The sequence below is a fragment of the Cyanobacteria bacterium FACHB-DQ100 genome (assembly GCA_014695195.1).
Classification (GTDB): domain Bacteria; phylum Cyanobacteriota; class Cyanobacteriia; order Leptolyngbyales; family Leptolyngbyaceae; genus Leptolyngbya.
The window spans coordinates 1-15,081 of the sequence record JACJNW010000013.1 but is presented as its reverse complement, the minus strand read 5'-3'; the positions used below and the strand labels follow the sequence as shown (position 1 = coordinate 15,081).

Below are 15,081 nucleotides of genomic sequence, written 5' to 3'. Positions count from 1 at the left end.
TTTTATGGATGCACACATGACCATGCTACGAGGTTCACTAGCTGAAGCACAAATTCTAGATGACTTGCTGCAACAGTTGAGAATGCACTAGCAGTGCTACTTTCGGCGTTGCTGAGTAGAAGAATGATTTAGGCGGTTGCAGCCCTCACCCTAGCCCTCTCCCACGAGGAGAGGGAACAAGAACCTTAGTTTCTTCTCCCCGTGAGGAAGGGTTAAGGAGGGCAAGTTCATGCTTTTACGGATTAGAAGGAGCAGCGTCTGCGGGTGTAGGCTCTGGTGAAGGTTCAACAGGAGCGGGTGCAGGCTCGACCGGCGCGGGTGCAGGCTCCGGTGAAGGTTCAACAGGGGTAGGTTCTGCTGGGGGTTCAACAGGAGCAGGTTCGACCGGCGCGGGTGCAGGCTCTGGTGGAGGTTCAACAGGAGCAGGTGCAGGCTCCACAGGTGTAGGTGCAGCCGATGGAGATGCCGCAGGGGTTTCGGGTGCAGGAGCCGTTGTTGGACTGGGTTGAATAGGTTCCGTAGCGGATGCAGGCGGACGCTCTTGCTCGGCTTGACGCTGTATCCGCTCCCGCTCCAAACGTTCTTGTTCCGCAATCTGGGCTTCTCGTTCCGCACGTTGGGCAGCTTCTTGCCGACGACGCTCGTCATTCTGACGCTGAAAGCTTGATCCCTCTTGTTCAGAAGTCACGCGAATACGTTGTCCTTGGAAACCTGATTCAGACGCTTCAAATCGTCGCCGTCTCAGGGCTTCTTCAGCTTTGCGATCGATCTCCGGGTTGCCGCTCGATCTCCGCAATCGAAGATTTGTCACATTGCCATCTTTGTCTACATCATACTCAAAGCGAGCCGTCCCTTCTGCCCCCAAGTATTCATCAAGATTACAGTTCTCTTTACATCGAGGTCGCTTTCTCCGACTTTGAGCAGGTCGATCGCCCTCTTCTCTGGGAGGTGCTTGTCGAATTGCAACAGGTTGCGGTGATGGGTTGGATTGTGGTTTACCTTGCTGTCCGGCTCCGGCTCCATTTCCAGTTCCATTGCCGTTGCCGTTACCAATTCCATTTCCACTGCCTTGATTGCCGATGCCATTCCCAGTTCCATTTCCCGCTCCATTTCCAGTTCCGTTTCCAGTTCCAGTGCTGGTTCCGCTTGTCGAACTACTGTTTGTTTGATTTGCGTTTGATTGAGCCGTAGCGTTTTGACCCTCTGGTTTTGTGCCAGATTGCGCCAATGGACTGGGAGAAGCCGTTGGGTTAGGAGAGGATGTTGGAGAAGCGCTAGGACTAGGAGAAGCACTAGGACTGGGAGAAGGGGTTGGGCTGGGATCAGGGTTGGGAGAAGGGGTTGGGCTGGGATCAGGGCTGGGAGAGGGGGTTGGGCTAGGAGAAGGGGTTGGGCTAGGAGTTGGAAAGGGACGATCGTTTTCAACGACTTCGGGTTCTTCAACCGGAGTTGGCTCAACGATCGGTTCGGGGACAGGCTCAGGAATCGCCTGGGCAACCTCTACAGAGTTGGGGGGAGGAGCGCTTGGTTCTGGATTGAGCAGTGCAAACTGCTCAGAGCCACCACCGCTTCCTCCTGCATCTTGAACTGTAGACTCAGTATTGGCGGGTTCTTCCTGTGCTTGATCTTCGGCAACAATTTCAATTTCGTCCTCTGCGATCGCAACCTCTGCCCCTTGCTTCCAAACCAATGCAAGCAAGGGGATCAAAAGAAGATGCGCGATGATTGCGCCAGTAAAGCTGAGGGGCAAAAACCGTCTCAGCTGTGTCGCTTCTTTCTGACGTTGTTCCGCAACTTCTGGGGCAAAATTCATAGTTTACTGACAGTTATTAGCATCAGGGGATTCCATTCACTCAGACTAATACTCGATTTTGCATCTGTCAATTACCAGTTCTCCATGGCTTTAGATACTAATTATCCATGATTTTAGAAGAAATTCGACTCTGAAGATGCGACTATAAGCCTGATGCTTTAGTGCCTTTTAGTGTCTGTCCTTGGGTTCAGTTGATGAAAATACTTGACAATTATTTTCATCAGTTTTACGCTGACATAGGTTTGGGTTTCTGTTTCTTCAGTTGGAAGCCACAACCGTTTGACTTTAAAAATTCTCGTGAACTTGGGTTGGAGTTGCAGTGATGAGTGATGTGATTAACTTTTTGATAGCAGGTGGAGTGGTGATGATTCCACTGCTGCTATTTTCTGTCACCGCGATCGGGTTGATCATTGAGCGATCGCGCTACTGGGGTCGCATCATCAAACGTCAGCCCAAGATGATGCAGCGCACATTGATGTTGTATCAGGAAAACGATGTGGCAGGCGCGATCGATACTCTGAAGAAAAACATTGATCTCCCTGCGGGTCGCATTTTGCTATCTGCTTTGTCGCTCGATCGTCCTACGCCTGAACAGTTTCGATTGGCAATGCAGGCGGAGGCACAGGCTGAAACTCCAGGTATGAAACGATTTACGAATCTGTTCGACATGATTGTTGGATTGTCGCCTTTGTTTGGATTGTTGGGAACGGTGACTGGATTGATCGTATCGTTTGCGTCTTTGAATCTTGGAAATGTCGGAGGCAGTCAAACTGCTGGTGTTACAGGCGGGATCAGTGAAGCGCTTGTTTCGACTGCTTCAGGATTAGTCGTTGCAATTTTTAACTTTTTTGCAGTCGGTATCTTTCGAGGTTTTTTCACTCGCCAAACCGCTTTGATTCAAGAATATGCAAATCGTTTCGAGCTAATCTATAGCCGTCGTTACGAAGACGGTCGGATTTCACAACATTACTAATTATTTGCGCTCAAATCACTATGCTGTTTTCTGAAGATAACGACGTTCCAGCACAGATTAACATTGTTCCAATGATTGATGTTGTGTTTGCGTTACTAACATTTTTCATTATTTCTACATTGTTTCTGACTCGTTCTGAAGGTTTGCCTGTAAACTTACCTCGTGCAGCAACTTCTAAAAGTCAGCAGCAGATGAGAATTGCGGTGAGCGTTAAGCCTAGCGGGGAACTAGCACTGAACAAGCGATCGGTTCAGTTGTCTGAACTGCAAACAGGGGTTAGAACACTCATGCAAGCCAATCAGCAAGCAGTTGTTGTAATCAATGCCGACGAGAAGGTAGAACATGGTCAGATTGTTTCGGTGATGGATGAAATTCGCAAGATTGAAGGAGTCAAGATGGCAATCGCTACGAAGAAGAAATAGAAAAATTCACCGCAATTTTGAATCAATCTTTTATGTCTTTACCCGCAACGCTCGCAACTCGAAATCTCACCCTTGCTTACGATGGAACAGTTATTGTTAAGGATCTGACTCTAGAAATTCCCACAGGCAAAATTACCGCCTTGGTGGGTGCAAACGGATGCGGGAAATCTACGCTTCTACGAGGGCTAGCAAGACTATTAAAGCCTGTGAATGGAGCAGTTTATTTAGATAGCAAATCGATCTTCGGGCGATCGACCAAAGAAGTTGCTCAACAATTAGGACTGTTACCTCAAAATCCGATCGCACCTGAAGGACTGACGGTTAAAGATTTGGTGGCTCAGGGACGCTATCCTTACCAAAACTGGCTGCAACAATGGTCTATTCAGGACGAAAAGATTGTGCAACAGGCACTAGAAACAACAGATCTCGTGGGGTTTAGCGATCGCGCTCTAGATACACTTTCGGGTGGGCAGCGACAACGCGCATGGATTGCGATGGCACTCGCGCAAGATACGGATATTTTATTACTGGATGAACCTACTACCTTTCTGGATCTTGCTCATCAAATTGAAGTGTTAGATTTGCTATACAACCTGAATCAGCAGCAAGGAAGAACGATCGTCATGGTGCTGCATGATCTGAATCAAGCTTGTCGGTATGCAGATTATCTAGTTGCAGTCAAAGAAGGGAGAATCTTTGCAGCAGGCGATCCTAAGACTGTGATGACCGAGGAACTCGCTCAAGCTGTGTTCAATCTAGAGTGTCGGATTTTCGCAGATCCAATTTCAGGAACGCCACTGTGCATTCCTATCAGTCAGAAAGCAAAGGCGCGATCGTAGTTAGGCTTTTTCTCTGAGATGCAATCGATCAAGTCTTAGTTGATGTTGTACGTTAAAGAGCGTTCGGAATCCAAGTAAGACAATTCCAATCGTCGCGAGTCCAGTTCCGGCTGCGATCGCAAAAATCAACACAATCTGATAGCGTACTGCATCAGTTGGATTTGCGCCTGCAATAATCTGCCCGGTCATCATTCCGGGTAAGCTCACGGTTCCCATCACCATCATTTGATTGATTGTAGGAATCATCCCGGTTCTTAATGCTTCTTGAATTGTTTGCTGTGCAGCCTCCCATCGAGTCGCACCTAACGCTAACAAAGCTTCAATTTGATCTCGTCGAATAATCAAATCTTCAGTGAAGCGATCGAGTGCAAGGGATGCCCCGGTTAGTGCATTGCCCAGAATCATACCTAATATTGGGATCACATACTGTGGGTTATACCAAGGCTCAACTCTAATGATCCCAACTACAATCACGCCGATCATCAAGGCTGAGGAGGCAAAGATTGAGATGAAGCAATTCCAAAAGATTCCCCGATAGCGACGTTTAGTTCTTGCGATCGCAGATTGTCCCGCCAGAATCGTCATCATTAAAGTTACAGCTAATACGAGCCAGGGCGACTGTAGAGTAAAAATCCACTTGAGAACGTAGCCAATCAGCAAAAGTTGAACCGTCATCCGAACTGCCCCAATCCACAACTGCTTCTCTAGTCGCAGTTGTAGCGCGATTGACAAAACAACATTAATCACAATGAGTAAGGCTGCGATCGCGAGCTGTCCATTATTAATCGGAACATAAGAAGTCGTCATTAGCAGTTCAGGTAAGCAGTTCTCGTTGCAGTTAGGCTTATGCTTGAAGTTCTCTTAACCAAGCTTCTAAGTCAGCCACGGATGAGAAGTCAAGTAAAGCTTCACTGAGGTCTTCAAGCAACGGCAACGATAAGGCTGCAATCTGCGATCGTAGTTCTTCAGAAAAGTCCTGCCCAAACCGCCGAGTTAGCTGTCGAGTAATCAGGGCGATCGCCTCTTGCCCGCGCACCTCTTCCCGTCCTTCTTCCCGTCCTTCTTCCTTAGCTTCCCGAATTGCTCTTGGCTCTTTGGTTAAATCTAATCCCAACATAGCTCTAATCTCCGATCAACTTAAGTTCGTAAATTTATACACTAGAATTGAGGTCACAATATCTATTATGTCTCGTCTTTCTGTTGCCGTGAAGTCCTCCATCTCTGCCCGTGCAATCAGACCTCTCGCTACTTCTGGCGCTTCATCTTCCTTCAAGATTGTTAATACGAGTGCGCTCACAGTCACAGGTAAGGATCTCACATCGCCCAATTCATCCAAAAAACACTCGATACACCTGATCCCCGTTTAACAGAGAACGATGCGGATACAGCTTACTTTGCTCTGTTGCGCGAGTCGGATAGATAATCACTGCTTGCCAATCTGAGAACTGAGCGCTATTCCTGTAGAAGTACAATGCCGATTCGCTAAACAACCGTTCGTACAGTTCATCGTCTTTCTGCATTTGCACCTCACAGAAATAGACGGTTCCAGGCCCTCCGGTTTCAGGCGGCAAAAACACACCGTCAATCTCAAACTTTGGCTCCTTAACGGCGACTGATTCAAATCGATAATCAGCCGCATTGTTGGGCTTATTCCCAATCAGATCAAAGAGCAAGTCGGGAGAACGTTGAAAGAGCTTGTAAAACAGCGGATCGCGTCGCATTAAATTGTGCGAAAAACAATAAGGTCAAGTGTACTGTAAATATCCCCCTGCTACAAACGATCGAGCCTCAATCTGCGATCGGTCATTCGGCTTAGTTGCTCTGGATCATGGCTTGTCCAGAAATACGATCGCATTGGGTCTTCCTGTTGCCAAAATTGTACAAGCTGCTCGAATTGTTGCTCAGTCTGTGCATCGAGGGAAGCGGTCGGTTCATCAAATAACAACACAGTCGGAGAACACAGTAAAGCACGCAGAAAAGCTGCAATCTGAGATTCTCCACCTGAAAGGGCATGAATGGGGCGGTTGAGAAAATCTGCGGATCGTCCTAAGCTCGATAGATACTTCAGGATGCGATCGCGCTCAAGAGGATAGGGTTTCAGTGATTGGTGCACTGACATTTTATAGATTGCTTGTAAGTTCTGTTCGACTGTTCCTTCTAGTAGTGCGGGGCGTTGATGTAGGTAAAGAACTTGAGTGCGATAGCGAGGAATAAACCAATCGGACAAGTTCTTACCTTGAAATAAAATACTTCCGGCTTGAATTGGATCAAGGGCTGCGATCGCTCTTAGTAACAATGTCTTTCCGGTTCCGGCAGCACCCGCGATCGCGCACCTTTCTCCTGGATGCAACTCGAAATTAAGATGCTTCCAAATCCACTTCTCTTCAACTTGTCGCCCTAAATTTTGAAGAACTAACAAACGAGCTTCTATCGACACGCCAGCTTTAACTATACAAAACATCGCGTCCAAAAATGAACGGAAGTAGAACTATTCTTGATCGTCCATAGAGTATAGCCCTCTCTAAATGCGATCGCGCTTTACAACCCAGTCCACGATCTCACTTAGCTCGAATGATACTTTTGATCAGCCGTTGTCTTTTACACGTAACCCAGTACAATTAGGACTTATTTGCATTAAGAGTCCCTCTTGCAATGACTTCTGCCTCATCTAAAGCCTTCAAACAACCGTTACTATCTTTATTAGGACTTGGTTTGGGTGCGATCGTCCTGCTAATTGTTCTAATTTACAGTGTCACACTTGGCGCGAGAGATATTCCACTACGAACGATTCTGGAATCCTTCACGACTTTCGATTACTCGTTTGATCATCTAGTGATTCAGACGATCAGATTGCCGCGATCGCTCATCGCAATGTCAGTGGGTGCGGCTCTTGCTGTTTCTGGTGCATTAATGCAGGGCTTAACCCGCAATCCACTAGCAGAAACTGGAATCTTAGGAATTGAAGCTGGCGGCGCTCTAGCAGTTGTGATCACATTGTTTATTTTTGGGAGTTCGTCGCTGACGATTTACGCAGGGGTGGCATTTTTGGGAGCCGCGATCGCTGCCGTACTTGTCTATTTGCTCGGTGCTCTCGGACGCGGTGGTGCAACTCCCTTGAATCTTACTGTTGCGGGTGCAGCAATGACCGCATTGATTTCTTCGATCACGACTGCGGTTCTGATTGTGAGTCAACGGACGCTTGAAGAGATTCGCTTCTGGTTAGCGGGATCACTAGCAGGACGGGATTTTGAACTATTTCTGCAAGTGCTTCCGTTCCTAGGCACAGGATTAGTTTTAGCATTCCTATTAGGTAGACAGATTACGACGATTAGCTTAGGGGAAGACGTTGCGACGAGCTTAGGTCAGCAAACCATTTGGGTGAAGCTATTAGCGGCGACGAGTGTGGTTCTCTTGGCAGGAAGTTCAGTTGCGATCGCAGGCCCCATCGGCTTTGTCGGCTTAGTGGTTCCTCATATGGTGCGCTTCTTCATCAAAACAGACTATCGTTGGATCTTGCCGTATTCCGCGATCGCAGGTGCAATTTTATTGTTACTCTCAGACACTGCAGCGCGAGTTGTGTTGAAACCCCAAGAACTACCAGTGGGTGTGATGACTGCAATCGTGGGTGCACCGTTCTTTGTCTATCTTGCAAAAGTGAAGGTGAAAAAATGAGCGATTGGCGTTCTCCGGTGCTATCGTTTCGCCTCGATCAACGAGTGCCCGCGATTGCAGCTCTGCTCTTAGCATTTGGCTTGGCGGCGATTGTTCTTAATGTGGGACGAGGGGAATACCCGATCTCAGTTCTAGATATTGTCAAAACCTTGTTTGGCATCAATACAGGCAATCCAGATCATGCATTTGTGATTCACACCCTACGATTGCCCCGAACATTAGTTGCTTTCATGGTTGGGGTTGCTCTTGCTATCTCCGGTGCAATCTTTCAAGGGCTAACGCGCAATCCACTGGCTGACCCAAGCATTATTGGCATCAATACTGGAGCAAGTTTAGCTGCTGTCTCTGTAATTGTTTTGTTTCCAAGTGCGCCAGTCTATGCCCTGCCGTTTTCTGCATTTACGGGTGCAGCACTGATGGCAGCATTAATCTACGGATTAGCCTGGAATCGAGGAAGTTCTCCAATTTTACTGATTCTGATGGGAATTGGACTATCTGCGATCGCAAGCGCATTCACGAGTTTACTGATTACTTTTGGCTCAATCCATGATGTGAGTCAAGCTTTAGTCTGGTTAGCAGGGAGCGTTTACGGTCGTACCTGGGAACAAGCGATCGCGCTACTTCCGTGGCTCATTATCTTTGTCCCGATCGCGTTTGGCTTGGCAAGACATCTGAATGTATTGAACTTAGGAGAAGACATTGCGAAAGGGCTAGGGAGCCGGGTGGAATGGCATCGAGGATTACTGGTGATTGTTGCGGTTGCTTTGGCGGGAGCAGCAGTGGCGACAGCAGGATCGATCGGATTTGTTGGGCTAATTGCTCCTCATTTAGGACGACAGATTGTTGGGAATCGGCATGAAGGGCTACTGCCGGTTTCTGCCTTAATAGGGGGCGTGATTGTTGTTTTGGCTGATTTTGTCGGTAGAGCTGCGTTTGCTCCGATTGAGCTTCCTTGTGGAGTCGTGACGGCTGCGATCGGTGCTCCTTTCTTTCTCTACCTTTTGATTCGCAAACGTCAAGGATCGTGAGAATAGGACATTACTGCTACTGGATTGCGGTATCTCAATTTATGTCGATCGCACAGCGACTTTCCGTTCCATTGCTTGCAATCTCGCTCCAACACACCGCCAAAATTTCTGAATTTCTTGACTCGTTGCTTGGGCTTGACAGTGATGAAAGAAGTGCGATCCGATCGGTGCTGTCCAAATCATGTCTCCTGGTTTAAACTCATCGATCCACTCGTACAGATTTGGGAGTGAGATTAACGGATCAGTCTTACTTCCGCAGATCATTAATGGAACTGATACTCCTCCTCTTGGTAACGTTGAGAGTTTAAACAATGAGTGGATTGAAGGTGATTCATCTAAGTCCCTTGCGAACAGTGTCACCATGTGTTTCAGTGGATACGGAAGGTGATTACCAAATAGGCTCCGAACTGATTGAGCTAAGATCTGCGTTTGACTATAAGGCAGCATTCGACGTTGAATGTAGTAGTAAGCTTGCCAAGTAGTTGCAGGCTGTGCTCCGACTGCTAGTAAGGTTAACGATCGTACTTTTTCTGGATGCCGACGGGCATAAGTCAGCCCAATCACTCCGCCCATTCCATGACCTGCGAGATGAATCGAACGATCGAAGGTCTGCAAATATTCATGTAAAAGCTCAACTGCTCGATCGAGGCAGCTTGCTTCATCCTGCGTTTGTTGATATTCCCAGAGTCCAATCCGGACTTGCTGGGATAGCTCTTGCAGCAAAGCACGATCGAAGATTTTTAAGCTCGGACTCGAACTGAGCCACAACACATCAAGCTGAATCGCTTCTGCGATCGTTTGAGTATTGCCGGTCTGAGTCCCCCGAAATAAACCAATTCTGGACATTCTTACTGTTTCTCCAGTCAATACAATCGTTCTCGATTTGATCTTCTCTTTTTGAGACTTATAGTCAATAAGATTAAGAAGAATCGTATCACACTTAATAGAAGTAGTTATAGAAATAGTTTCTATTAAGTTTCATTAGTTGCATTGCTCATTCGTAAGCTTGACTCTAAAACCCATATTTTGTGGATTTTACAGAATTATTCTATTTCATTAGTAACATTTCTTAATTAAAGCTATTGATATTAACTGTCAATAGCTTGATAAAATGATTTCATTATTTACTGAGACTCATAATCAATAAGTTTCAAACGCTCACGGGATGTGTGTACAGTTGAACGAGATCACTTGCTTTGAGCGTTGGGATGACGATCGACAATGTGACAAACAAGCAATGTGACAAACAAGCCAATCAAAACGATGATGCCTTCCGCAGAATCTTGCCAATCTGCTCTAGCTTGTGGGACAAAGAATCGCTTTCAACAACGGCGGGAGTTTGCATTTGAACCTCCTTAAAATGTCTGAACTTTAGAATGTCTGAACTTTTCACACAGTAATTCAGAGAATTGTGACCAACGACCCTCTATAGAATCACTTGTTTGAGCCGCGATCGCCTAATCCTCGTATCGAGCAACTTCAGCATGATTGAGGGTTGCCACTAGAGAAACGCTGTCAATGATGTTTCCAACCTTGCTTGGAAACAAGAATTGCTCAAAAAATTGTGCCCAGAAATTGTGCCCAGCTGCAGCCTCGCGTTCGCCGAAGTTACCTATTCCGATAGATGCACTGACTAATCAAGCGTCTCACTGTAGGGGCAGTCTTACTTTACGCTCTATGACTCGCCCTGATCTTCCTCCTCCACTGAAGCAATCTGCACAGCAAACCCTGCATCATCCTGGATTTGAAAAGCTTGCTCGGCTTGGCTACACTGCTAAAGGAATTGTTTATTTTGTTGTGGGATTGTTAGCAGCACAAGCTGCGATTGGCGCGGGAGGACGAACCACCGACACGAGTGGGGCATTACAAGAGATCGTGGTGCAGCCGTTTGGCAAGCTGCTTCTAAGTCTCGTTGCGATCGGCATTGTCGGTTATGTGCTGTGGCGGTTTGCCCAAGCAATTTTCGATCCAGAGCATGAAGGCAGACCCAACTCTGCAAAACGGATTGTCAACCGGATTGGTTATTTATTGAGCGCGATCGCCTATTCAGGGCTGGCGCTGACTGCTCTTAATCTGATTCTAGGAACAGGCGGAGCAGACGGAAAAGCATCCCAAGACTGGACAGAACTTGTGCTAGCTCAACCTTTAGGACAATGGCTAGTTGGTTTGGCAGGTACGATCGTAGTGGGAGTCGGCTTATCGCACTTTTATCAGGCGTATACGGCAAAATTTCAGCGTCATTTTAAGCTAGATCAGATGCGGTTATCGGAGCGCAAATGGGCAAAGCGAGTCGGACAATTTGGCACTGCCGCACGGGGCGTAGTTTTTTGTGTGATTGGACTGTTTGTGATCATTGCGGCTTGGCAGTCTGATGCAACTGAGATTAGAGGACTAGGGGAAGCATTAGCCGTCCTAGCCCAGCAGCCTTATGGGACTTGGATTTTAGGAATTGTGGCCTTGGGTTTGATTGCTTATAGCATTTACTCTCTAATCGAAGCTCGATATCGACGACTCATACAGGATTAGTAGAAAAGGTCGCACCCAAGCTGAGCTTGGATACTCTGTGTGAAGTGATGCAGCAACCTTTAAGGACACAGCAAGCGAGCCAACTGCTTGCTGTGTCTAGAGTACCGGTCGATTTTAGTACGAGGCGATCGCTTAATTGTCACTCCGGTACTTCCCGTTTGATGAAATGGCACATTAAACTGAAGGTACTTACCTCATCCTTTTAAGAAAAGTTGATGCCAAAAACTGCTGATGTTTCATCAAATATTATTGTTGCGGGCTTTCACGCGCTGTCTGATCCCTTGCGCGTTCAAGTGTTGGATCTCTTGCGCGATCGTGAACTGTGTGTTTGCGATCTGTGCGAGGCGTTAGACGTGAGCCAATCGAAACTCTCCTTTCATCTCAAGACTCTGAAAGAGGCACAACTGGTTCAGGCACGGCAAGAGGGACGCTGGATTTACTACAGCCTGAATCTGACACAATTTATCGTGCTGGAGCAGTATCTCGCGGAATTCCGCCGCTTTAGCCCGATTCTTCCCGTGCGGAAATGTCGGGATGAGGAATAGTCCATCAATTCCTTCACATTTTTTAATGTTGAATGTTTTGCAGAATACTTGAAACCATCAAGATTTTTTGAAATGATGAGTGCATTCCTCATTCAGCCAATGGTGGATGCACTATGACCCTTCAAACATCCATTCCCTTTAAACGCCTGCTAGGCACTTGCGTCGTATTGACCCTTGGGATTTCAGGTTGCACCTCGAATCCAACCGATAACTCTAACCCATTCCAAGCGACAACTGCACCTCAAGATATTACCAATCCAGCGATTCCTTCCTATCCGGGCATTAAGATTGATGGATCGAGTACCGTGTTTCCGATCTCCCGATTGATAGTGAAAGAGTACCGTCAAGCAAAGGGTGACAAAGCAGGTCAGATTGAGATTCAGTTTTCTGGCACAGGGGGCGGCTTTAAAAGATTCTGCGCGGGTCAAACCGATATTAATAATGCCTCTCGCCCGATTCTGAAAGCAGAAATGCAGGCTTGTGGAAAAGCAGGAGTCCGATTTTATGAACTACCGATCGCGTTTGATGCGCTCACGATCGCAGTTAATTCTCAGAACACTTGGGCAAAAGACATCACGGCCGAACAGACTATACCGCGGGTGAAGATGACAACGAGTTAGTTGCGGGTGTGAGCAAAGATCCAGATGCACTCGGCTACTTTGGGCTTTCCTACTATGAAGCGAAGCAAAATGAACTAAGAGCCTTGGCAATAGATGATGGAAAAGGTAGAGGGGCAATTTTACCGTCCCGCGAAACGGTTGAAAAAGCACAGTATCGCCCGTTCTCTCGCCCTTTGTTCATCTACATCAATGTTCTAAAGTCTGCATTAATCGAACATAGGTGAAGTTTCTCAAAAACGCATCAATTTTTTTAGGTGATTTTTTCAAGAAATTGCTGTACTTCATGATCGAATGATTTATAGTGAAATTCATATCAAATTAATTTGATATGAATCTGTAATTTCTCAAAATAAAGCCATGACTATACGGGTTGGAATCAATGGGTTCGGGCGGATTGGACGACTAGATTTTCGCGCCGCTTGGGGGTGGTCAGAATTCGAGTTTGTTCACATCAATGAAGTGAAAGGTGGTGCAGAAACGGCAGCTCATCTGCTGAAATTCGACTCGGTACATGGGCGTTGGACACCGGACGTGGAAGCTGGAGACGATCGCATTCTGATCGATGGCAAACCCGTCACGTTCAGCGAATCTGCTAAACCTGGCGATGTGCCCTGGGAAGATTACGGCGTTGACATTGTTCTAGAATGCTCTGGCAAGTTTCGCACCCCGGAAACGCTCGATCCCTATTTCAAGCGTGGTGTGAAAAAGGTGATTGTGGCGGCTCCAGTCAAACAAGGCGCACTCAACATTGTCATGGGCATCAATGATCATCTGTATCAGCCCAACGAACATCACCTGCTGACGGCGGCTTCTTGTACTACAAACTGTCTAGCTCCCGTTGTGAAAGTGATCCATGAAGGGTTAGGCATCAAGCATGGCATCATTACGACGATTCACGACAATACGAACACTCAAACGATCGTCGATGCTCCTCACAAAGATTTGCGTCGAGCAAGAGCAACCAGCTTATCGCTCATCCCGACGACAACAGGATCAGCAACGGCGATCGGGCTTATCTACCCTGAACTTAATGGCAAGCTCAATGGTTTAGCCGTTCGAGTGCCATTACTCAATGCGTCGCTGACCGATTGTGTGTTTGAAGTGGAAAGACCTACCACGATCGCAGAAGTGAATCAACTCCTAAAAGAAGCCTCGGAAGGCGCGTTAAAAGGCATTTTGGGATACGAAGAACGTCCACTCGTATCGATCGATTACAAAGACGATCCCCGCTCCTCGATCATTGATGCTCTCTCGACAATGGTTGTCGATCAAACACAGGTGAAAATCCTGGCGTGGTACGACAACGAATGGGGCTACTCGAATCGCATGGTTGAACTCACTCGAAAAGTTGCACTGAGTCTGAACTAATCTTATGTCCTCTACAACCGCATCTAGTGCCAATCTCAAAAACTATATTCTCGTAACGCTTGCTTACTGGGGCTTTACGATTACCGATGGTGCGCTCAGACTGTTGGTGCTGCTCTATTTCTATGAAATTGGTTACTCGCCTTTACAAGTTGCATTCCTATTCTTGTTTTACGAAGTGTTTGGCGTGGTCACGAATTTCTTTGGGGGTTGGATTGGCTCTCGGCTAGGTCTAAAAGCGACGCTTTACACTGGGATTGGACTGCAAATCTTCGCGCTGATCATGTTGTCGTTTCTCGATCGCAGTTGGGCACAGTGGTTTGCGATCGCTTATGTTATGATGTCTCAGGCATTTTCCGGAATTGCGAAAGATTTGACTAAGCTCAGTTCCAAAAGTGCAATTCGGTTAGTCGTCCCCCAAGATGCCCAATCCTCGCTCTTCAAATGGGTTGCAATTCTCACCGGATCGAAAAATGCGCTCAAAGGGGCAGGGTTTTTCTTAGGAGCCGCATTACTGGCTTCGATCTGCTTTGTGCATTCCCTATGGCTAATGGCAGGTGGACTGTTTGTGTTGATGTTCACCGGATTGTTGCTGCCGAGTGGCATGGGTAAAATCAAAGGCAAGGTGAAGTTCACGCAGCTATTTTCCAAGAGTCGCGAAATCAACATTCTGTCGGCTGCACGATTCTTTCTGTTTGGCTCTCGTGATGTCTGGTTTGTGGTGGGCTTACCTGTGTTTCTGCGCGGGCCGCTGGGATGGTCGTTCTACCAGGTTGGCGGATTCATGGCCATGTGGGTGATTGGCTATGGCATCATTCAGTCCTCTGCACCGACCTTGATCAAACGATTTGGATCAGGTCGCCCGCCCTCGACCAGCACGATTCGGTTTTGGACATTGACCTTAACGATCGTGCCTGTATTGATTGCGATCGCGCTAGCGGCTGGAGTGAATCCAAACTATGCGATCGTCGGTGGATTGATGATTTTTGGTGTCGTTTTTGCCTTCAATTCAGCCGTTCATTCTTACTTGGTTCTGGCGTATACCGATGATGATAAAGTAGCCCTGAACGTTGGCTTTTACTACATGGCAAACTCTGGAGGGCGATTAGCAGGAACCGTTTTATCAGGACTAATCTATCAGAGCTTTGGGCTGATCGGTTGCCTGTGGACTTCGGCAGTGTTTGTTCTAGCTGCCGCCTTAATTTCTCTCAAATTACCCACGCCCCAGCCAAGTAAAGCGATTGCCTGGAAAGCGAAAGACGGAGATTAACGCAATGT

General features: G+C 47.2%; 14 protein-coding genes and 2 pseudogenes. 11 read left to right on the top strand and 5 right to left on the bottom strand.

The features are described 5' to 3' along the window. Nucleotides 1-235 precede the first annotated feature (235 nt). The gene (locus H6F51_03640) at nucleotides 236-1,813 is read right to left on the bottom strand and encodes a TonB family protein (protein MBD1821596.1); all 1,578 of its coding nucleotides are present in this window, start codon (nucleotides 1,811-1,813) and stop codon (nucleotides 236-238) included. Nucleotides 1,814-2,135: 322 nt separating this feature from the next. Here H6F51_03640 and H6F51_03635 point away from each other — a divergent pair, with 322 nt between their 5' ends. From H6F51_03635 to H6F51_03625, 3 genes are read left to right on the top strand one after another with little or no spacing between them, the layout of a single operon-like run. Further along, on the top strand, nucleotides 2,136-2,786 hold the full coding sequence (locus H6F51_03635) for a MotA/TolQ/ExbB proton channel family protein (protein ID MBD1821595.1): 651 nt from the start codon (nucleotides 2,136-2,138) through the stop codon (nucleotides 2,784-2,786). A gap of 20 nt (nucleotides 2,787-2,806) precedes the next feature. Then, the gene (locus H6F51_03630) at nucleotides 2,807-3,208 is read left to right on the top strand and encodes a biopolymer transporter ExbD (protein ID MBD1821594.1); all 402 of its coding nucleotides are present in this window, start codon (nucleotides 2,807-2,809) and stop codon (nucleotides 3,206-3,208) included. Nucleotides 3,209-3,240: 32 nt separating this feature from the next. Then, entirely contained in the window at nucleotides 3,241-4,047 is an 807-nt protein-coding gene (locus H6F51_03625; protein MBD1821593.1) for an ABC transporter ATP-binding protein, read from the top strand. On the opposite strand, the gene fetB is transcribed toward H6F51_03625, so the two are convergent. The 3 genes and pseudogenes from fetB to H6F51_03610 all read right to left on the bottom strand — a co-directional run bounded on the left by fetB (nucleotide 4,048) and on the right by H6F51_03610 (nucleotide 6,508). Then, the gene (gene fetB, locus H6F51_03620) at nucleotides 4,048-4,854 is read right to left on the bottom strand and encodes an iron export ABC transporter permease subunit FetB (protein ID MBD1821592.1); all 807 of its coding nucleotides are present in this window, start codon (nucleotides 4,852-4,854) and stop codon (nucleotides 4,048-4,050) included. 37 nt (nucleotides 4,855-4,891) lie between these two features. Next, a pseudogene (locus H6F51_03615) lies at nucleotides 4,892-5,768 on the bottom strand (Rpn family recombination-promoting nuclease/putative transposase). A gap of 50 nt (nucleotides 5,769-5,818) precedes the next feature. Beyond that, the gene (locus H6F51_03610) at nucleotides 5,819-6,508 is read right to left on the bottom strand and encodes an ATP-binding cassette domain-containing protein (protein MBD1821591.1); all 690 of its coding nucleotides are present in this window, start codon (nucleotides 6,506-6,508) and stop codon (nucleotides 5,819-5,821) included. Nucleotides 6,509-6,699: 191 nt separating this feature from the next. Here H6F51_03610 and H6F51_03605 point away from each other — a divergent pair, with 191 nt between their 5' ends. After that, nucleotides 6,700-7,719 (top strand): iron ABC transporter permease, encoded by a 1,020-nt coding sequence (locus H6F51_03605; protein MBD1821590.1) that lies wholly within the window; start codon nucleotides 6,700-6,702, stop codon nucleotides 7,717-7,719. Continuing rightward, complete coding sequence (locus tag H6F51_03600) at nucleotides 7,716-8,747, top strand: iron ABC transporter permease (protein ID MBD1821589.1); 1,032 nt, start codon at nucleotides 7,716-7,718, stop codon at nucleotides 8,745-8,747. The genes H6F51_03605 and H6F51_03600 overlap by 4 nt, the downstream gene beginning before the upstream one ends. Nucleotides 8,748-8,786: 39 nt before the next feature. Here the strand turns inward: H6F51_03600 and H6F51_03595 are convergent, their stop codons facing one another. Continuing rightward, the gene (locus H6F51_03595) at nucleotides 8,787-9,593 is read right to left on the bottom strand and encodes an alpha/beta fold hydrolase (GenBank protein ID MBD1821588.1); all 807 of its coding nucleotides are present in this window, start codon (nucleotides 9,591-9,593) and stop codon (nucleotides 8,787-8,789) included. A 362-nt stretch (nucleotides 9,594-9,955) separates the two neighbouring features. Between H6F51_03595 and H6F51_03590 the strand changes: the two genes are divergently transcribed. The 6 genes and pseudogenes from H6F51_03590 (at nucleotide 9,956) to arsJ (ending at nucleotide 15,073) form a co-directional block, all read left to right on the top strand. Continuing rightward, complete coding sequence (locus H6F51_03590; GenBank protein ID MBD1821587.1) at nucleotides 9,956-10,096, top strand: hypothetical protein; 141 nt, start codon at nucleotides 9,956-9,958, stop codon at nucleotides 10,094-10,096. Nucleotides 10,097-10,424: 328 nt separating this feature from the next. After that, the gene (locus H6F51_03585; protein ID MBD1821586.1) at nucleotides 10,425-11,273 is read left to right on the top strand and encodes a DUF1206 domain-containing protein; all 849 of its coding nucleotides are present in this window, start codon (nucleotides 10,425-10,427) and stop codon (nucleotides 11,271-11,273) included. 215 nt (nucleotides 11,274-11,488) lie between these two features. After that, the gene (locus tag H6F51_03580; protein MBD1821585.1) at nucleotides 11,489-11,818 is read left to right on the top strand and encodes a winged helix-turn-helix transcriptional regulator; all 330 of its coding nucleotides are present in this window, start codon (nucleotides 11,489-11,491) and stop codon (nucleotides 11,816-11,818) included. A 113-nt stretch (nucleotides 11,819-11,931) separates the two neighbouring features. Beyond that, nucleotides 11,932-12,662: pseudogene (locus tag H6F51_03575) on the top strand (substrate-binding domain-containing protein). 133 nt (nucleotides 12,663-12,795) lie between these two features. Further along, nucleotides 12,796-13,806 carry an ArsJ-associated glyceraldehyde-3-phosphate dehydrogenase gene (locus tag H6F51_03570; GenBank protein ID MBD1821584.1) on the top strand — a complete coding sequence of 337 codons (1,011 nt, stop codon included), beginning with the start codon at nucleotides 12,796-12,798 and terminating at the stop codon, nucleotides 13,804-13,806. Nucleotides 13,807-13,810: 4 nt separating this feature from the next. After that, entirely contained in the window at nucleotides 13,811-15,073 is a 1,263-nt protein-coding gene (gene arsJ / locus H6F51_03565) for an organoarsenical effux MFS transporter ArsJ (GenBank protein ID MBD1821583.1), read from the top strand. Nucleotides 15,074-15,081: the final 8 nt, after the last annotated feature.